Origin of the sequence: Streptomyces sp. NPDC006012 (genome assembly GCF_042871185.1) — a bacterium.
Taxonomy (GTDB): domain Bacteria; phylum Actinomycetota; class Actinomycetes; order Streptomycetales; family Streptomycetaceae; genus Streptomyces.
In genome coordinates, this window is the sequence record NZ_JBIAIE010000015.1 from 118,090 (window position 1) to 137,779 (window position 19,690).

The window sequence follows — 19,690 nt, forward strand, 5'->3', positions numbered from 1 at the left end:
CTGCCGCCGTCGGCTTCGGGCACGGTGACCCGGGAGCGACCACTTTCGGACCCCTGACCACGGGCAGGCCGCCGAGCAATTGCGCACCCTCGCGACGGAGGACGGCACCGGCAGCATCAGCATCACCGTCACCCAGGAGCACCCCCAGCCGTGCTGTGCCCGGCCGTGCGCGTGACGGCCGTGTCCGGCCGAAAAGTGGTGGCACGGGCGGGCGAACGGCAGTCGGGAGCGGCTAATTTGAGCCGTAAACTTGTTCTAGGCATGACAGTTCAGTGAGTGAAGTGTCACTCTGCTGAACGCACCCTCACACCTCTTCCACAGGGCACTGCCGCGAGCGGACCGCACAGTCACCGCTTTTGGCGGTGTCCCGTCCACCCGCGCGCCGCCGGACGGCCGTCCCAGGCCCGACCTGCTCTCCCGGTCTCCATCGAGGCCGACCTCACAGAAGGAGAACGCCCTTGTTCCGGCAGGACCGTCACTCAACCCGTTCCAGATGCACCGCCGCCCTGGTGCTCACCGCCGTGAGCGCCCTGCTCGCGACCGGCGTGCAGGGCACCGCCGCCGTGGCCGCCGACCGCGGCGGCCCGGCGAAGATCAAGGCCGTCCCGCGGGCCGCCGCGGCCCCCGCCCGGCTCTCGGCGGCGAAGCGCGCCGCGCTGCTCAAGAGCGCCGCCGCGTCCGCCGCGTCGACCGCGAAGGCACTCGGCCTCGGCGCCGAGGAGAAACTCGTCGTCAAGGACGTCGTGCAGGACGCCGACGGCACCACCCACACCCGCTACGAGCGGACCTACGCCGGTCTGCCCGTACTCGGCGGCGACCTGGTCGTACACGCCGACGGCGGCCGGCTGACGGTGTCGAAGGCGACCGGGGCGGACCTCGTCGTGCCGACCACCGCGCCGAAGGTCTCCGCCGCCACGGTACGGACGAAGGCACTCGCCGCCGCGGCCGAGGCCCGCACCGTGCGGCCCGGCATCGACGGCAGCCCGCGCCTCGTCGTCTGGGCCGCCGCCGGCAAGCCCGCGCTGGCCTGGGAGACCGTGGTCGACGGCGTCCAGCGCGACGGAACGCCAAGTGAACTCCACGTCGTCAGCGACGCCGCCTCGGGCAAGCGGCTGGACAGCTTCGAAGGCGTCCAGACCGGGACCGGCACCGGGCAGTACAACGGCACGGTGCCGCTCGGCACCACGCTCTCCGGCTCGACGTACCAACTGGTCGACGGCGACCGCGCCGGACACCGCACCTACGACCTGAACCAGGGCACGTCCGGTACCGGCACCCTGTTCACGGACGACAACGATGTCTGGGGTGACGGCACCCAGGGCAATCGTCAGACCGCGGGCGTGGACGTGGCCTACGGAGCCGCCGCGACCTGGGACTACTACAAGGACGTCTACGGCCGCAACGGCATCCGCGACGACGGGGTGGCCGCCTACAGCAGGGCCCACTACGGCAACAACTACGTCAACGCGTTCTGGTCCGACAGCTGCTTCTGCATGACCTACGGCGACGGCTCCGGCAACGCCAACCCGCTGACCGCGCTCGACGTGGCCGCGCACGAGATGAGCCACGGCGTCACCAGCGCGACCGCCGGACTCACCTACTCCGGCGAGTCCGGCGGCCTGAACGAGGCGACTTCGGACATCTTCGCCGCCGCGGTGGAGTTCCACGCCGGCCTCACCGCCGACGTGCCCGACTACATGGTCGGCGAGAAGATCGACATCAACGGCGACGGCACCCCCCTGCGGTACATGGACGAGCCCTCGAAGGACGGCGTGTCCCGCGACTACTGGAGCTCCACGCTCGGCAGCGTCGACGTCCACTACTCCTCGGGCCCGGCGAACCACTTCTTCTACCTGCTGTCCGAGGGCAGCGGCGCGAAGACCGTGAACGGAGTCGCCTACGACAGCCCGACCTACGACGGCCGGCCGGTGGCCGGCATCGGCATCGACAACGCCCAGCGCATCTGGTACCGGGCCCTCACCACGTACATGACGTCGTCCACCGACTACGCGGGCGCCCGCACCGCGACGCTCCAGGCGGCGGGCGACCTGTTCGGTGCCTACAGCCCCACCTACCTCGCCGTGGCCGACGCGTGGGCGGCGATCAACGTGGGCCGGCGGATCGCGCCGGGCGTCAACGTGGCCCCCGTCGGGGACCAGATCAGCGGCGTCGGGCAGCAGGTGTCGCTCCAGGCGGACGCGTTCACCACCAACTCCGGCGCGGGACTGACGTACACGGCGACCGGACTCCCGGACGGCCTGTCCCTCGGCGGCACCGGACTGATCTCCGGCATCCCGACCACGATCGGCACCAGTGACGTGACCCTCACGGTCACCGACGACACGGGCGCGAGCGCCACCGTCTCCTTCAGCTGGCGGGTGGCCGACATCTTCGCCAACGCCACCCGGGTCGACATACCGGACGCGGGCGCGGCGGTGGAGTCCTCCATCACCGTCGCCGGCCGGACCGGCAACGCTTCCGCCACCACCCAGGTCTACGTCAAGATCACGCACACCTACCGGGGCGATCTGACCGTCGACCTGGTCGGTCCCGACGGGACCGTCTATTCGCTGCTCGACCGCAGTGGCGGTGCGGCCGACAACGTGGACCAGACCTTCACCCTCGATGCGTCCGCGCAGCCCGTCGCCGGAACGTGGAAGCTCCGGGTCCAGGACCACGCCTCGATCGACGTGGGCTACCTCGAACAGTGGCAGCTCATCCCCTGATCCTGATCCGTCCCGGACGGAGGCCGTCGCCCCGGGCAGGTGCCCGGGGCGACGGCCGGCGGGAGCGGACGGCCGGCGGGGGCGGGGCCGTGGTGCCCTGGCCGCCACCGGGAGCCCGGCCCGCACGCCGGCGCGGGACCGTGCTTTGGGGGCCGGGCCGCCGTCCCGGGCGTTCCGCGGATCCGGTCGGCGAAGGGATCAGCGCCACTCGTAGCGGCGCCCGGCGACCGCCTTCAGCGTCGTCTCACCGTGTCTCAGCAGGGCACTGCGCACGGTCAGCCGGCGGGTGCGGGTGGCGGTGAGCGCCACCCGCGTCGGCTTGCCGTCCACCCAGTCGATGTCGACGACGGCACCGCCGCGGGCGCGCAGCCCGCGCACCGAGCCGTCCGGCCAGGCGGCGGGCAGCGCGGGGAGGATCTCGACGACGCCGTGCTGGCTCTGCACCAGCATCTCCACCACCCCCGACGTGGCACCGAAGTTGCCGTCGACCTGGAACGGCGGATGGGTGTCCCAGAGGTTGGGCAGCGTCGACGACTTCAGCTGTTCGCCGAGCATCCGGTGGGCGTGGTCGCCGTCGCTCAGCCGCGCCCAGAAGTTGATCTTCCAGGCTTTCGACCAGCCGGTGCCGCCGTCGCCGCGTGCGGTCAGCGACACCTTGGCGGCCTCGGCCCAGGCGGTGCCCGGCTCGATCTGCCGGCCGGGGTGCAGCGCGAACAGATGCGAGACGTGCCGGTGGTCGTCGGCCGGGTCGTCCAGGTCCTCCTTCCACTCCTGCAACTGGCCCCAGGAACCGACGCGCAGGCCGGGGTCCAGAGCGGCCAGGGCCTGTTCGACCCGCTGCCGGAAGGCGGGCGAGTCGCCGAGTATGCCGGCGGCCTCCAGGGTGTTGGTGAGCAGATCGTGCACGATCTGCTGCGACATGGCCGCCCCGACCGTGAAGTCGCCGTGCTCGGGGGAGTAGCTGGGGGTGACCACGAGCCTGCCGTCGCGCGGGTCGGCACGCAGGTTGTCCAGCCAGAACTCGGTGGCCTCCTTCATCGCGGGGTAGGCCGTGCCGCGCAGGTAGTCCGTCGAGCCGCCGAACCGGTAGTGCTCGTAGAGCTGCTGGGTGAGCCAGGCCGCCGCCTCCGGGAACCAGAAGGAGGTCGCCCAGTCGTGGACGCCGGTGAAGCCGTAGGGGTTGGTCTCGTTGTGCACGACCCAGCCGGCCGAGCCGAACATCTCCTGCGCGGTGCGGCGACCGGGCGCGCGCATGGCCTCGACGAAGCGGTCGTACGGGGCGGTCGTCTCGGGGAGGTTGGCGGCCTCGGCGAGCCAGTAGTTCATCTGCAGATTGATGTTGACGTGGTAGTCGGCCGACCAGGGTGGCGTGGTGCTCTGGTTCCAGACGCCCTGGAGGTTGGCGGGCAGCGAACCGGCCCGCGAGGAAGCGATCAGTAGATATCGGCCATATTGGAAGAAAAGTGACTCCAGGGTGCGGTCCGCGGGGCTCGCGCCGCCGGTGTAGGAGCTGAGCAGCCGGTCGGTGGGGACGTCCGGCGGGGACGACTGACCGATGTCGAGTGCGACGCGGCCGAACAGCGCGCTGTGGTCGGCGATGTGCCGGGCCTTCAGCGTGTCGTACGGGTACCCGCTCGCCTGGTCGACGGCGCGGGTGACGGCAGCGTGCGGGTCGGCGCCGCGGTAGCCGGGGTGGGTGTCGGCGTAGTCGGTGCCGGCCGCGAGCACGAACCAGGCGCTGTCGGCTCCGCTGACGGTGACCGTGCCGTCGGCGCCGGACGACACGGTTCCGCCCGAGCTGAGGACCTGGATCTGGGCCTCGAAGCGCAGCCCGTTGTCGGCGAGCGCGCCGCGCACGGTCAGCCGTCCGCCGGACGAGGCGGCCGTGAAGTCCGCGCGGGGCGAGGAGTAGCGCAGCGTGAAGCCCACCTGACCCGGCTGGTCCGCGGACAGCCGCCCCACGATCACGCCGTCCGGGTACGAGGCGAAGAACTCCCGGCGCCGGCGCACCTGCCCGTCGGTGTGGGCGACCGTCGCGACGGCGTTGTCGAGGTCGAGTTCGCGGCGGTAGTCGTTCGCCGCCGGGGTGCCGGGGAGGTCCAGATAGAGGTCGCCGAAGGTCTGGTAGGCGCCGAAGCCGACGCGCGACTGGCCGAGCCGGCCGGCGACGGCCTCCGGTGTGAGCCGTCCTTGGCGGTCGAGGTCGTCCTGGACGGCCTGGATGGCGCCCGGGCGCGGGGTGCGCCAGTCGCCGTGGTCGTAGCCCTGCACGGAGCCCGGGCCGCCCGTCCAGAGGGTCTTCTCGTTGAACTGGAGATGTTCGGAGGTGACGGTGCCGAACACCATGGCGCCCAGCGCGCCGTTGCCGATGGGCAGCGCTTCGCGTTCCCAGTCCGCGGCCGGTGCCGTGTACCACAGCACGGAGGGCGGGACCGGCCGGACAGCCGCTGCCGATACATCCGATGACTCTTGGGGAGCAGCCTGGGCTGAGCCGGTGGCCGCCCCACCCAGCGCTGCGCTTCCGGCCGCTATGGCGCTGGCCTTCAGAGTGGTTCTACGGGAGATGAATCGCGACTCTTCAGACATGCCTGGGAAATTAGAGGTCCGACCATCTCTCGGCAAGGTCCATGACAAGCCGAACAGCTCCCGGGTGGCTGACCGGTGGCCCGTGCCGTCGGCGGGCGGCCGACGGCATCGCGTCGGCCGCCCACCGACGGTCTCCTCGCCTACTGCTTGGGGGTCCCGAAGTCCTGGGTCCAGTAGCTGCCGGGCTGTGAGAGACCGACGCCGATCTCCTTGAAGCCGCAGTTGAGGATGTTGGCCTTGTGGCCGGAGCTGGACATCCAGGCCGACATCACCTGCTCGGGAGTCGAGAAACCGTAGGCGACGTTCTCGCCGTAGGCGCTCCAGGTGTAACCGGCCTTGGTGATGCGGTCGCCGGGGGAGGTCCCGTCGGACCCGGTGTGCGCCATGTTCTTGTGGGCCGCCATGTCGTCACTGTGTGCCTGCGCGGCCTTCGACAGGGTGTCGTTGAGCTTGAGATCCGAGCAACCCGCCTTGCCTCGTTCGGCGTTGACGAGTTTGAGGATGCTGTCCGCGGTCTTGGACCCGCTGTCGGAGGCCGACGGGCTGGGCGAGTCCGAGGCCGACGGGCTCGGTGCGTCCGCGGGCGGGTCGCTCGGGGCGGGCGCGGCCGTCGACGAGCTGGGTTCGGGTGCCGGCTCGCTGGGCGGCTTGGGCTTCCAGTGGTGGTGCCGCGTCGGCTTCGACGGCGGCCCGCCCCAGGGCTTGGGGGCGCCGGTCTGCGACGTGTCCGGTGCGGTGGTCGGCTGCCCGTGCGCACCGCCCGGGGCCTGCGGGGCTCCGGCCGGGGGCCCGCCCGCCGCCGAGCCCTGGCCGTCGGCTCCGGGGGCGGGCCACTGCTGGTTCGCCCCTTGGTTCCAGTCGCGGTGCCAGTTGCTGTTGCTCCACCAACCCGTCGTCGCGGCGTTCGCCGCGTCGCCGGACTGCTGTCCCGAGCCGCCTGGACCCGGCCAGTCGGCGCGGGCCAGGGCGGCGGACGGCACGCCGACCACGCCTACGGCGAGGGCGGCGATGAGTATGCGCCGATATCTGTTGTTCTTGCGGTGGTTCCCCATGCGTGACCTCACTCGGTGATCGCCGGGCGCCCCTTGCGCGGCTGGCTCGCTGCGTAGACCCCGCCCTCGGACGGCGACGATGTCGTGCGGGTTGATTCTCAGGACGGATTCATTTGCGGCGCAAAGGGCCTGGGTACTACCGCACCTCGTAGGACGCAGACCTCTTGTCAGGGCATTACGACCGTGCAGGCCCGCATTTCGTGATCGGTTCCGACGTCTGTCGGGCCGTCAGAAGTCATTTGCTGCAAAGGATTCAGTGCGTGTGTGGAGTGGGTAGCGGGAACCCGTTTTCGGGCCGCGGCACACACAGGGACCAAGACGGACAAATCCAGAATGTTGCCGCACTGGTGCCTACTATCCGCGAGGGTCAATTCCCCGAGCGGCTGTGATACATATCACGGAACAGTGGGTCTCCTGCCCCGTCGGCAGTGCCCGATCCGGGTCCGCGCGGTCAGTCCCGGCGGCCCGTCGCGGCCACGGTCACCCCGAGTCCGATCATCGCGAGCCCACCGATCCCGCCCACCAGTGAGAGCCGCCGCGGAGAGCGGGCGAACCAGTCCCGCGCGGTGGCGGCGACCAGTCCCCAGATGCTGTCCGAGGCGATGGCGATGACGTTGAAGACCAGCCCGAGCAGCAGCATCTGGGCCGGCACATGGCCCCGGCCCGGTTCGACGAACTGCGGCAGGACAGCCGCGAAGAACACGATGGTCTTGGGGTTGGCCACCCCGACTGCGAAACCCTCCCACAGCGTGCGCAGGCTCCCCCGGCCGGCGTCGTCCGCGGCGAAGACCGCCCGCAGGGAGCCGCGCCGCCGCCACGCCTTGACGCCGAGATACACCAGGTAAGCGGCGCCGGCCAGCTTCAGCACCGTGAAGACGACGACGGAGCGTTCCACGACGGCGCCGATCCCCAGCGCCACGGCCAAGACCAGCACATACGCCCCCAGGGTGTTCCCGAGGACGGTCGTCAGTGCCGCGCGCCGCCCGTGCGCCAGCGCCCGCCCGATGACGAACAGCACGCTGGGCCCGGGAATTACGATCAGCACGAACGACATCGCGGCGAAGGCGAGCAAGCGGTCGGCAGGCACCATGACGCCCATGCAAGCACGCACCGCTCGCCGCGGTCAGCCGGGTTTTCCCGTTGCCGGGGCTGTGGCAAGGGCTGGTTACGGGGGCGGTTGTCGGCGGGAGCGAGTGGCCAGGGCTTCCCGCAGCCGGGTCGCCGTCTCCGCGTTCTGCTCCGGGGTCGGGGACAGCACGCCGTGCTCCGACATCAGCGCGTGGAACTGCTGCCGCTCGTAGGGCACCCCCGGCGGCAGCCCCGCGATGTGCCAGTGCAGATGGGCGTTGCCCTGTTGGCTGCCCAGGGAGAGCAGATACGTCCGCTCCGGCCTGAAGACAGCCTCCACGGCCGAGGCGACCTGGTGCACCACGCCCATGAGCCGGCCGAACGCCGCTTCGTCCAAGTCCCGCACCACATGCTCGACATGGGCCTTCGGCGCCACCAGCACCTTGCCGGGCAGGGTGGGCCACCGGTCCAGGAAAGCGAGGTGGGCCTCGTCCTCGTACACCACCTCGTGCCGGTACGCCGGATCCCCGGCCACCTGTGCGCAGACGAAGCACGGCCCGGTCCGGACCCGGACCGCATACGTCTGCAGGTCCATCGCTGTCCGCTCCATCCGGGCCCCCTCCTCGACCGTCCGCACACAGATGACGAGATCCCGGACCGCGCGGTTCCCGTGGCCGAGTCCGCCGTCGGTCCGGTGTGGACCCGTGCGGCGGTCAGAAGGAGTCGCCGAACCAGTGGACGGCGCCGGGCGCGGTGACCGTGGCCCGGACGGCTGTACGCGGGGCGAGCAGGGGACGGGCCATGCCGGTGTACTCGGCGATCGCTTCCGCCGCGGGCAGCAGCCGGTGCACCGCGTCCCGTACGGCCGGGATGTCGGGCAGTCGCACGACGACCTCGGTGCGGCCCGCGGCCTGGGCGCGTGCCGCCACCGCGGCCAGCAGGGCGTGGGCGGTCGTGGCCGGCGCGGGGCCGGCGAGGGCGATCTCCACGACCTCGGCGCGCTCCGCGGGCAGCCGGGCGACCACGAAGCCGCCCGGCTCCGACGCGTCGCCCCCTCCGGCGGGTTCGGTGACCAGGGTGAGGCACGAGTCGTCGTACCAGTGCGGGATCCGGCAGCGCCAGTCCTCCTCGGTACGGACGGTGGTCAGCGGCCGCTCCCGGTCGAACCGCTCGCGCAGGGCCATGAGCCGGGGCAGGTCGTCGGGGGCCGCGGCCCGGACGCCGGGATGCCCCGGGGCGGCGACGGCGGCCGGGAGGACACCGTGCCAGGTCGGCGAAGGGAAGGTCTCCCAGCCGGCCGACCGGTAGACCTCCGGCGTCCCGGTGAACAGCAGTGACCAGGCGCACCCCTCGGCCGTCATCGCCTCGGCCGCCTCCGTCATCAGCCGTCGGACCAGGCCGCGACCGCGGGCCCGGGGGAGCGTGGCGACGCTGCCGGCACAGCCGACCCGCTCCACCGTGCCCGCGGCGGACCGGACCGGCCGGGGCAGCCAGTGCACGGCCGACAGGACCCGGCCGTCCTCGGCGGCGACGAACGTACGGTCGTGCCGGCCCGGGTCGCAGCGCCAGAGCGCGAGCACCGGGGCGGCGCCGAAGGCGGTGTGCCACAGATCTGCCAGCGACGCCTCGTCGTCCGGGGTCGCGGTCCGGAACTGCATACGGGGCCTTTCTCGGGTGCAGGGAAGTGCGGCGTACCGCTCAGACGACGAGGTTGTCCGCCACCCGGATGCGCGCGCCGTCGCCGGGCAGCGCCTTGCGGGTGACGTTCCGCTCGGTGCAGGCGGTGTGCAGCAGGGTGGAGTCACCGGCGAACGCCTCCGGGCCCAGTTCCAGCGTGCCCCCCTCGAAGCGGGCGCCGACCGCCGCGTAGTGATTGGTGCCGGAGCCGATCCGCACGTGCGCGACGCCCGCGGCCGCGGTGCTGCGCAGGCCGTCGAGGTCCCAGACGACGGTGGCGGTGTCCTGCCCAGGGGCCCGGTCGAGCAGCGCCCCGCCGGAGTTGCCGCCGTCCAGCCGGGCGCCGCCGCCGGCACTGATCCGCTGGTCGCGTACGGCGGTCAGCACGATCCCGGTGCCGCTGAGGGTGCCGCCGTCGATGCGCAGCTCCGACGCGCCGACCTGGAGCGGGGCCGCGGCGTGGTCGTCGGCTCCGGTGAGGGTGCAGTCGGTGAGGACGACGGGGCCCGGGCCGCGCAGGATGTTGCCGTCCAGGCCGGTCAGGACGCAGCGCACGAAGTGCACCGCACCGGTCACCGGGGTCTGCACCAGCACACTGCCGGCGGGCGGGGTGAAGACGCAGTCGGTCACCGTGGTGGGGCGGGCGGAGCGGCTGGAGCGCTGGGCGAGCGCGAAGGACCTGGCGCTGCACCCCCTGAGCTGCGCGCCGTCGGCGTTGACCACGAGAGTGCCGTCCGTGTCGAAGGTCGGACGGGGGACGACCTTGACGTTCTCCAGCGTCAGATCGGTGATCCTGGTGTTCGCGGTGAACCAGGAGCAGACGTGGTCCCGCACCGTGATGCGTTTCGCCGACATACCCCACTGGGCACCGGAGTTGGCGATGTCCATCAGACCGGAATTGCCCTCGAAGACCAGGTCGTGCTCGTACTGCCCGTGGGTGGTGAAGGGGTTCCCGCCCTCGTCGTCGCCGTCTCCGTGGCAGTTGACGACGTGGCAGTAGGCGGAGGCGGTCAGGTCGTTGAGGTGCCGGACGTTGCTCGTGGTGCAGTCGGCGACCCGGCCGTAGAGGCAGTAGATCTGCTGGGTGAGATAGCCGGCCCCACCGTACATCACGGTGGGCGGGTTCTTCAGCGAGCAGCTCTCGGTGCGGAACCGGGTGCACCAACGCCGCATGATCACCGGCCAGAAGGTGCCGGTGGCGTGGATCCCGGACACGTCGCAGTCCACCGCGTACTCGTACGCGACCGGATGCGAGCCGGAGTACTCGTCGTCGACGGCACCGGTGTCCTGCCCGGCGCCGAGGAAGACCATGTTGCGCACATGCACCCGCTCCACCGGGCGGACCCGGGTCCAGGTGACGGTACGGCCCGCCGCCAGTTCCCAGCCGTTGAGGTAGTTCACCCGGACCCGCGTGGCGTCGACGATCTCGGTGATCTGCACCAGTTTCTGCAGTTCGCGTTCGTCGGCGCCGCCACCGGACACCTCGTCGCCGCGCAGGCTCCACCATTCGCCGACCGTGAAGGCCGCCGAGTCCGGGACGGGGAAGCAGTCGGTGAGCTCGACGACCTTTTCGGCCAGGGCGTGGCGGACGACGGTGCCGGTCGGGGTGCCCGCGCAGTACAGCAGCGCGCCGAACGGATTGTCGTGGGTGTTCTTCTCCATACCGCCGGTGTGCACCTCATGGCCGCCGAAGTCGAACTCCAGACGGGACCGGCCGACCGTGTGCCGGCGCCGGAACAACAGATCCGTGTGGGCCTCGATCCGGTGCACCGTGTCGTCGTGGAGCAGCGCGTCCAAAGCGTCGTCGGCCGGACGCGACGGGTCGAAAAACCCGAACCGGCGGAAGTCCAGGACACCGTCGTGGAGTTGGAGCCAGCGACCGCGGGCCGGACGGTCGTCGGGTGTCAGCACGGTCCCGCCGTTGTGGGCGGCGGTGGACCGGGCGTCCCAGCGCAGCGCCATGCCGCCCCCGTCGCCCGGTGCGTGGTAGCCGGCGACCACGGCCGGCTCGCCGTCCGTACGGGTCCGGGAGGGCAGGGCGAGGAGAGCGGCCACGGTGTCCGTGCCGGTCACCCCGGCCGCCCCCGTCGTCCCGCGGCCCGCGTGCGCGGTGCCCGGCGCGGCGAGTACGGCGGTGGCGGCGAGGACCGCGCCCAGTCCGCCCGCGCTCAGCAGGCTGCGGCGCGAGCCGGGTGCGGGGCGCGGCCGGTCGGCGGTGGCGGCGTTCGGGACCGGAACTGCGGGTTCCTGGGCCATGCCGTCGGGTCTCATCGCGGTGGAAGCCTTCCTGTCCGGCGCCGTGCCCAGGTGGGGCACGGCTCGGCCGTCGCGGAGCACTACTCGGTGGACTCGGAGGAGAGAGTGGAGCGGTAGGGCGGCATGAAGCGGGTGCGGGGCATCTGGTCGGCCAGCACGCCGCCGTCGACGACGATGCGGGTGCCGGTGAGGTAGGCGCCGGCGTCCGAGGCGAGCAGCAGCAGCGCCCCGGCGCACTCCTCGGGGTCGGCGTACCGGCCCAGCGGGATGCGCTCCCGGTACGCGGCCTCGAAGGCCTCGCGGTCGAAGGGGAACTCTCCGTCGATGGGGGTGTGCACCATGCCGGGCGCGATGCTGTTGACGGTGATGCCGTGTGGCGCCAACTCCACGGCGAGGGTCTGGGTGAGCAGGTCGACGGCCGCCTTCGAGGCGTTGTAGTGGGCCAGCCCCGCCTCGGCGACCAGGGCGTTCTTCGAGGTGACGTTGATGATGCGGCCGACCACCCGGTCGGCCGCCATGTGTTCGGCGATCCGCTGGCTGAGGAAGAAGACGGCGTCGAGATTGACCCGCATCACCCGGTACCAGCTCTCCGGTGTGATCTCGTTGAAGCGCTCCAGGGCGGCGACGCCGGCGTTGTTGACGAGGATGTGCACCGGCCCCGCCGCCGCGCGCACCCGGTCGGCGAAGCCGTGCAGTTCGTCGGTGCGGCTCAGGTCCTGGGACAGGACCTGGACCGGACGGCCCAGCGCCTCGATCCGCGCCGCCGTCTCGGCCAGGTCCGCCGTCCCGGGCAGGTCGGTGAGGACCAGGCCGGCGCCCGCCTCGGCGAGCGCGGTGGCGAAGGCCCGGCCCAGGCCGCGAGCGGCGCCGGTGACCAGCGCGGTGCGTCCGGTCAGATCGAAGCGGTCCATGAGTGGTCTCCTGTCGTGCGGCGGCCCCGGCGCGTCCGGTGTCCGGTCAGTCGAGGCCCAGCAGGTCGAGCGACGGGCGGTGGATGAGTGCCTCCACCGCGTCGCGGTCCAGAGGGTCGAGCCCGGGGATGCCCGGGATCGCGGCGATCCGGCGCAGGCCCTCGATCGAGGCGTCGACGGTGGTGAACGGGTAGTCACTGCCGAACAGCAGCTTGTCCCAGACCCCGTAGTCCTGGACCAGGCGCAGACTGTGCCAGAGCTGGAAGGGCCGGTAGTGCAGCGCGCTGATGTCGGCGTACACATGCCGGTGCTTGCGGATCACCGCGATGCACTCACCCTCGAAGGGGTGGCCCAGGTGGGCGAGGACCATCCGCAGCTCGGGGTGACGGATAGCGACCTCGTCCAGATGGCGCGGCATCGCGTACTCCAGGCGGGCCTGGGAGACGAAGGTGGTGCCGGTGTGCACCAGCAGCGGCAGCCCGTGCCGTTCGGCGTACGCGTACAGCGGGTCGTACTCCTCGGCGGCCGGGTCGAACCCGGCGTACATCGGCATCAGTTTGATGCCGCGCAGTCCCAGCTCCTGGTGGCCGTGGCGCAGTTCGTCCTGCCAGCCCGGCTGGGTCGGGTCCAGCGCGAGGTAGCCGATGAGCCGGTCGGGCCGCTGCGCGACGTACGCGGCGACCGCCGCGTCGTCCACCCACAGGCCGCTGCGCCGCGCCTTGCCGCCCACCACGATGGTGCGGGTGCCGGGCGGTGCGGTCGCCGCGTACTCCTCCCAGCGCACGGTGAGGTCCACCTCGCCGGCGTGTGCCCGCGCGGATTCGGCGCGGAACGTGTCGTCGAAGTCGTGGCTGTGGCGGAACAGATGTGAGTGGACGTCGACGATCACGTGCGGTTCCTCTTCTCCCAGCCCTCGGCGAACATGTTCCAGAACAGATGGGTGGGCGGGTGCTCCGCGAACACCTCGTCGACCAGCTCCACACCGAGACCGGGCCGGTCGGGCAGCCCGATGTGTCCGTCCACGACGGGCAGCGCGCCCTTGACCGCCTCGAAGACGTACGGCTCCAGCAGACCGTCGAAGGTCTCCAGAACGGTGAAGTTGGTGAGGCCGAGCACGGCGTGCACCGAGGCGGTGGTGCACAGCGGGGAGTTGGAGTTGTGCGGCGCGACCGTCATGCCGTGCGCGTCCGCCTGCGCCGCGATCTTGCGGAGTTCCGTGAAGCCGCCCGCCATGGACAGGTCCGGCTGGATGATGTCGACGGCGTTCGTGGCGAACAGCGGCTTGTACTCGTAGCGGTTGTGGAAGTGCTCCCCGCCGGAGATGGGGAACGGCGCCTGGGCGCGCAGTTCGGCGTACCGCTCGATGTGGGTCCACGGCAGGGGTTCCTCGAACCAGCCGATGTCGTACGGCGCCAGTTCGTGCACCAGCCGGCGGGCGGTGCCCATCGCGAACCGGGCGTGCCCCTCGATGTACAGGTCGACGTCCGGGCCGATCGCCTCGCGCACGGCCTCGACCAGCGCCAGCGAACGGCGCAGCTCGAAGCGGTCGAGTTCGTGCAGCCCGGCACCGAACGGGTCGAGCTTGAGGCCGGTGTAGCCCTTGGCGACGGTGGCCTTGGCCTTGGCGGCGAACACCTCGGGGGTGCGCTCCCCGTTGTACCAGCCGTTGGCGTACACCCGTACCCGGTCCCGGGTCGCGCCGCCCGTGAGGCGGTAGGCGGGCACGCCGAGGGCCTTGCCCATCAGGTCGTACAGCGCCTGGTCGATGCCCGAGACGACGATCCCGCCGATGTCGCCGCCGCGCAGGAAGTCGCCCTGGTACAGGCGCAGCCACAGCTCCTCGACGTCGAAGGGGTCGGCGCCGACGAGGTGGCGGTGGCCCATCGCCTCGGCCAGGGCGCAGGTCTCCTGCAGCCGGTAGGGATGGGTGATCTCCCCGACGCCGGTCAGTCCCTCGTCGGTGTGCAGGCGTACGTAGCCGAAGTCGCGCCACGCGGTGCCCAGGGCCAGGGTCTCCACCCGGGTGATGCGGCCCGCGGGGCCGGCCGGACGACTGGTGTCTACGGTCAGCATCAGCGCAGCGCTCCGCCCATGGTCGTGGCGTTCTCCAGGTCAGCGGCGCCGCCCTCGGCGAGGGTGTGCCGTACGGCGGTCTCGGTCGCCTCCAGCAGCCGGTCCACGTCCGCGTCGGTGTGCGCGTACGACAGGTGGCTGCGTTTGAGGTTCAGCGGCAGTTCGAACACGCCGTGGTCGATCAGGCGGCGCCGGTAGCCGACGAAGAGGGAGGTGTCGTTGGCCAGCAGGTCGTCGTAACTGCGCGGCTCGGGGCCGGACATGAAGTAGCTGACGAAGACGGAGCCGTAGCCGGTGACCACGGCGGGCACGTCCAGGGTGCGGTACAGCTCGGTGAGTCCGGCCCGCACCTTCTCGCCGAGCCGGAAGACGTGCTCGTGCACCGGTTCCTCGCGGAGCTTGCGGATGGTGGCCAGCGCGGCGGCCACCACGTCCGGATGGCCGTTGTAGGTGCCGGCGAAGAAGACCGGGCCGCCGGGCCGGGAGCTGAACTGGTCCATGAGGTCGGCCCGGCCGCCGATCGCGCCGACCGGGGCGCCGTTGGCGATGGCCTTGCCCAGGGTGGTGAGGTCGGGGACGACACCGGCGATGGACTGGTAGCCGCCGAGCGCGTGCCGGAAACCGGTGATGACCTCGTCGAAGACCAGGATGCTGCCGGCCTTGGTGCACTCCTCGCGCAGGGTGCGCAGGAACGTGTCGGTGGGCAGCAGGGCGCCCACGTTGTGCGGGACGGGCTCCAGGATGACCGCGGCGATGTCCTGCCCGTGCTCGGCGAAGGCCCGGCGGACAGCGTCGACGTCGTTGAACCGCAGCACCAGGGTGGCCGCCAGCACCTCAGGGAGGATGCCGGTGGAGGTGGGGTCGGGGCTGCCGACCCGTTCCGGCGCGGAGATGACGTTGAGGCTCACCGAGTCGTGCCAGCCGTGGTAACAGCCCTGGAACTTGACGATCAGCCGGCGGCCGGTCGCCGCGCGCGCCAGGCGCAGCGCGTGGAACGTCGCCTCGCTGCCGGTGCTGGTCAGCAGCACCTTCTCCATCGACGGGATGAGTTCGACGAGCTGGTCGGCGAGGGCGACCTCGCCCTCGGTGACGGCCACGCCGGTCAGTCCGAGCGAGGTACGGGCGGTGCCGACCGCGGCGGCCACGTCGGGGTCGTTGTGACCGAGCAGTGGGGGACCGAAGGCGGCGTGGTAGTCGGTGAACTCCCGGCCCGTGGTGTCCCAGAAGCGGGACCCCTCGGTACGGGCGATCACCAGGTCGGTCAGTCCGGGGATGCTGCGCTGGCCGCTGTTGACCCCTCCGGGGATGACCCGGCGGGCGCGCTCGGCGAGCGTCATGTCGCTGCTCCAATGCGTTGAATGCGGGTGAAGTGGGACAGGGCCCTGCCCGGCCGCTGTTCCCGGTGCGCCATCCGCCCGGCAGTCATCGCAGGATTTTCGTTTTTTCAGAACGCTGTTTCGTATAGCAAAACAATGTGGATGGTAGATCTCGTGATCCGCGCCCGTCAAGGGCCGACAGATGGATAGACTGTTCTGCTATGCGGAACAATGTGGGTGAGACTCTCGGTGAGGAGGCTTCTCACCAGCCGAAGTACTGGGTCAAGACCGTCGGCCGCGCGGCCGAGATCCTCCAGGTCCTCGCCTCGGGAGCGCCTGGACAGGGGATGAGCGTCACCGAGATCGGCCAGCGGTGCGGCATCTCCAAGAGCGCGGCCTTCGGGATCCTGCAGACACTGCGGCACTACGGCCTGGTGGCCGACGAAGGCGAGGGCATGAGCCGGCGCTACCGCCTGGGCATGGGCCTGGCCCGGCTCGGCGAACGCGCCCAGGAGCAGGTGTCGCTGCGCGACGTGGCACGGCCGGTGCTGCGCGAGCTGAGCGCGCGGTCCGGGCTCGCCTCCCGGGTCGCCGTGCTGGAGAGCGGCCACGCCGTGGTGATCGACCAGATCGACCTGGACGCCGGCCCCCGCCTCGACCTGCGCATGGGCACCCGCGAACTGCCCCACTGCTCGGGGTTGGGCAAGGCGCTGCTCGCCGCGATGCCCGAGGGCGAAGCCCGCGCGCTGATCGCGGGCGCCGGACTGCCCCGCCGCACCACGCGCACCATCACCGACGTGGAGACGCTGTTCGCCCACCTCAGGGACGTGCGTACGGCGGGCTACGCGCTCGACGACGAGGAGGACGCCGAGGGGATCTTCTGCATCGGCAGCGTCGTACGCGACCACGCGGGCCGCACGGCCGGCGCGATCAGCGTCACCGGGCTCAAGCTCGACCTGCCGGGCTGGCGCTTCCAGGAACTGGGCCGCCAGGTGCGTGACGCGGCAGACGGCATCAGCCGCGCACTCGGCGCAGCGGGGGAGGCGACGGAGGCGACGGGGGTCCTGACCTGACGGAGCGGCGGCTTCGTCGGGGCGCGGGGGAGGCCCCGAGTGCGGTGGGGCCGGTCGGCATGCCGTGTGCGGCGTGCCGGGTCCCCCGGTGTGCACGACGAGGTCCAGGTGTGCCCGACGGGTCACAGGTGTGCGCCACGGGCCCCACGGGTGTGCGCAGCACCGTCGTCCGCCGGGCTCGCTGGACGTAGACAGAGGGACACGGACACCTGCCGCACCTGCCGCACCTGCCGCAGCGGCGTTCAGACGGGTGCCGTCACATGCCGTCCGTGTGTGCCGGCCTGAGACCGCGATTCCGGCGCCTGCCGGCGGCCCGCACACCCGGCCCTGCCGCACATCCGCCGGAGGCCGAACTCGGTGCGGCGACGGCGACGTGGCACGGTCAGCGGCCGTCCATCCCCCTTTGTCCCTCCGTTACTTTCCTGTTTCATCGGTGAAGTGTCTTGACGGCATCCTGTCGAGCACATAGCTTCCTCGCACAAGTCCGGTGGCAGGTTCCACCGGCTCATCGGTCGCCGCTGTCCCTGCCCGGGGCGCGCATCCCCACGACCCGACCCCCAGCCATCCGCCCGACGCACGGCACCTACGTCCGTGCGTGACCGGTCCGGTCCGTCCGGCCGCCGGTCGACGCCATCGCGGGAACTCCTCACCGCCCATCCGATGAAGGCCTGAGGTCCCGTGAGCGTTCCCACCCGTCCCGGTACAGAGCCCTGTCCCCTTCCACCTCCGACCCAGCCCGCCGCCACGACGGGCCGCCGTGCTCTGCTGCGGGCCGGCTCGGTGACCGGCCTGCTGGCCGCGGTCACCGCCGCCACCGCGGCGACGGGCACCGCCGAGGCGGCACCGGCCGCCGACTCCCCGGCGTCCGGTGCCCGGGCCGTTGACACCGTCGCCCGCCTCCGCGCCCTGAAGCCGGAAGGACTGCGTGACGGCACGACGGCCGTCGTCGCCGGTTACCGCACCCCAGGTGACGGCGGCGGCATGGTCGTACGCTGGGACGCCGCCTCGACCGCCGCCCACAACGGCGGCACGGTGCTGGCACCCGACCCGGCCGGCCGCAGCGGACGCTGGCGGCAGGTGCACGACGGCGTCATGGACTTCCGCAGGTTCGGCCTGTTCGACGACTTGGAACCGGCCGACGCCGCGCTGGACGCGATGGTCACCGACGACGCGGTGCACCGCGTCGAAGCCCACACCGACCTGCTGTTCACCAAGCGGCACACCTTCCGCCGTTCCCGCGTCGAGCTGGACTTCGGCGGCCACCGGGTCAGCACCAGGGGCATCGAGAAGAACTCCCACGACAACCCCTTCGGCGCCGTCCTGTACTTCCGCGGCGAGGTCACCGGCACCGTGGTGAAGTCGTCCCTGACGAAGGCCATGCCCGACCTCGCCGACGTCTTCGAGGTCCCCGACTCGGGCCGCTTCCGGGCGGGCGAGTGGTGGACGGTGGAGATCGACGCCCCCGCAGGCGGCGGCACCTACCAGAAGGAGGTGCAGAAACTCGTCCAGGTCACACAGGTCGTCGACGCGACACACATCCGCGTCAACTACAAGATCGGCTGGGAACTGGCAGCGGGCCGCACCTTCACCTGGACCAAGGTCGAACCCGTGGAACGCGCCCATGTACGCAACATGGTCTTCGAAGGTGTGCCCGACGGCGACACCTACACCGGATCCCACCCGGTGGCGTACGAGTACGCGGTGTCCTGCGACGTCTCCGGCATCGACGCGACCGGCACGTTCTGGCCCGTCGTCATGCGCCGCTGGTGCACCTACTTCCACACCTACCAGTGCCAGTTGAAGAACCCGGCCTCGGTCACCTGGGGCGGCGCGGGCTACCTCACCCAGCAGATCTACTGCCTGTACGGCCACGTCGAGGACTGCCACGTCGCCAACGCGCGCCACCTGAACGACTGGACCGCGTCCGCCTACGGCTACGTCACCAACTGCCACGGCGACGGCGACGACCAGGGGCCGTTCGTCACCCACGGCCAGTTCGAACACGACCTGGTCTACACCGGCAACTCGGGCCTGATGACGTTCGCCAACTCCGGTGCCGCCTGGGGCTCGGCCGCGAAACGGATCACCGTCCGCAAACACGTGTGCTCGTGGTTCGTCGCCCGGGTCGCCATCACCGACCTGACGCTGGAGGACCTGCACGTCATCGGCAACGCCCAGGCGGGCTCCGGCATGCTGTGGGTCAACGCCGACGGTGTGCAGATCCGCGGCTGCACCGCCTCCGGACCCCTGGTGATCAGCCAGGCGTCCAGCCGCTCCCGCCGCCCCAACGTGATCGCCGACTCCGCCTTCACCCAGGGCGACGCCAACCCGGTCACCGCCGCCACCGTCGCGTCGGACCTGCACCTCCAGCGCGTCGTGCTGAGCGGCCTGGACGGCAGCGCCTTCGACGGCACCGGTGCCCTGGTGCTGGAGGACTGCACCCTCACCGGCGACCCGAAGGCCGGCCCCACCACGGTCGCGCACCGCGACACCACCGTGCGCGGCGGCACCCTCACCGACACCGGACTGCGGCTGGACTCCGCGCACGACCAACGGCTGCGCATCGATTCCGGCACCCGGATCACCGGCACCAACAGCGACTCCGCCCTGCTCGGCCGCACCGGGGGAGAACGCACCGTCACCTGGCACCTGGACGGCCTGGTGTCCGAGGCGGCCGACGGCCGGACCGCCCACCTGCTGATCACCGACGGCCCCAACCGCTACCAGGCCACGGGCTGCACCTTCACCGGCGGCCGGCTGGAACTTGCGGCCGGGGCGTTCCAGGCCGGCAGCCACCTGCTGCACAGCGGATGCGTGGAGGACGGCACCGAGCGGACCGCGCTGCCGCCGGAACGGACCGAGATCCAGTACACCACCGCAAACCTGCTGATCTGAACCGCCCGGCCCGGCCGGCGACACCGCTCGCAGGCACCGGACCGCAACCGAACCTGG

General features: G+C 71.6%; 13 protein-coding genes. 3 read left to right on the plus strand and 10 right to left on the minus strand.

Annotated elements, in window-relative coordinates:
- The first annotated feature begins 458 nt into the window (after positions 1 to 458).
- Entirely contained in the window at positions 459 to 2,726 is a 2,268-nt protein-coding gene (locus tag ACFYPJ_RS24615; RefSeq protein WP_389020993.1) for a M4 family metallopeptidase, read from the plus strand.
- A gap of 198 nt (positions 2,727 to 2,924) precedes the next feature.
- Here ACFYPJ_RS24615 and ACFYPJ_RS24620 read toward each other — a convergent pair whose 3' ends face one another.
- The 10 genes from ACFYPJ_RS24620 to ACFYPJ_RS24665 all read right to left on the minus strand — a co-directional run bounded on the left by ACFYPJ_RS24620 (position 2,925) and on the right by ACFYPJ_RS24665 (position 15,686).
- The gene (locus ACFYPJ_RS24620; RefSeq protein ID WP_389020997.1) at positions 2,925 to 5,147 is read right to left on the minus strand and encodes a glycoside hydrolase N-terminal domain-containing protein; all 2,223 of its coding nucleotides are present in this window, start codon (positions 5,145 to 5,147) and stop codon (positions 2,925 to 2,927) included.
- A gap of 305 nt (positions 5,148 to 5,452) precedes the next feature.
- Positions 5,453 to 6,364, minus strand: a complete 912-nt coding sequence (locus ACFYPJ_RS24625; protein WP_389021000.1) for a CAP domain-containing protein — start codon at positions 6,362 to 6,364, stop codon at positions 5,453 to 5,455.
- A 451-nt stretch (positions 6,365 to 6,815) separates the two neighbouring features.
- Complete coding sequence (locus ACFYPJ_RS24630; protein WP_389021003.1) at positions 6,816 to 7,454, minus strand: LysE family translocator; 639 nt, start codon at positions 7,452 to 7,454, stop codon at positions 6,816 to 6,818.
- Positions 7,455 to 7,529: 75 nt separating this feature from the next.
- Positions 7,530 to 8,042 (minus strand): HIT family protein, encoded by a 513-nt coding sequence (locus tag ACFYPJ_RS24635; protein ID WP_389021006.1) that lies wholly within the window; start codon positions 8,040 to 8,042, stop codon positions 7,530 to 7,532.
- A 103-nt stretch (positions 8,043 to 8,145) separates the two neighbouring features.
- Positions 8,146 to 9,090, minus strand: a complete 945-nt coding sequence (locus tag ACFYPJ_RS24640) for a GNAT family N-acetyltransferase (protein WP_389021008.1) — start codon at positions 9,088 to 9,090, stop codon at positions 8,146 to 8,148.
- 40 nt (positions 9,091 to 9,130) lie between these two features.
- Positions 9,131 to 11,380, minus strand: a complete 2,250-nt coding sequence (locus ACFYPJ_RS24645; RefSeq protein ID WP_389021011.1) for a peptidase C14 — start codon at positions 11,378 to 11,380, stop codon at positions 9,131 to 9,133.
- 65 nt (positions 11,381 to 11,445) lie between these two features.
- Positions 11,446 to 12,276, minus strand: coding sequence for an SDR family NAD(P)-dependent oxidoreductase (locus ACFYPJ_RS24650; RefSeq protein WP_389021014.1), 831 nt, complete (start codon positions 12,274 to 12,276; stop codon positions 11,446 to 11,448).
- A 46-nt stretch (positions 12,277 to 12,322) separates the two neighbouring features.
- Complete coding sequence (locus ACFYPJ_RS24655; protein ID WP_389021017.1) at positions 12,323 to 13,165, minus strand: amidohydrolase family protein; 843 nt, start codon at positions 13,163 to 13,165, stop codon at positions 12,323 to 12,325.
- Positions 13,162 to 14,349, minus strand: a complete 1,188-nt coding sequence (locus ACFYPJ_RS24660) for a mandelate racemase/muconate lactonizing enzyme family protein (RefSeq protein WP_389021020.1) — start codon at positions 14,347 to 14,349, stop codon at positions 13,162 to 13,164. The genes ACFYPJ_RS24655 and ACFYPJ_RS24660 overlap by 4 nt, the downstream gene beginning before the upstream one ends.
- Positions 14,349 to 15,686: an aspartate aminotransferase family protein gene (locus ACFYPJ_RS24665; protein WP_389021023.1), complete on the minus strand. Its 1,338-nt coding sequence runs from the start codon at positions 15,684 to 15,686 to the stop codon at positions 14,349 to 14,351. The genes ACFYPJ_RS24660 and ACFYPJ_RS24665 overlap by 1 nt, the downstream gene beginning before the upstream one ends.
- Before the next feature lie 200 nt (positions 15,687 to 15,886).
- Between ACFYPJ_RS24665 and ACFYPJ_RS24670 the strand changes: the two genes are divergently transcribed.
- Positions 15,887 to 16,738: an IclR family transcriptional regulator gene (locus tag ACFYPJ_RS24670; RefSeq protein WP_389021025.1), complete on the plus strand. Its 852-nt coding sequence runs from the start codon at positions 15,887 to 15,889 to the stop codon at positions 16,736 to 16,738.
- Positions 16,739 to 17,830: 1,092 nt separating this feature from the next.
- Positions 17,831 to 19,633, plus strand: coding sequence for a peptidase C14 (locus ACFYPJ_RS24675; RefSeq protein WP_389021194.1), 1,803 nt, complete (start codon positions 17,831 to 17,833; stop codon positions 19,631 to 19,633).
- The last annotated feature ends 57 nt before the right edge of the window (positions 19,634 to 19,690 follow it).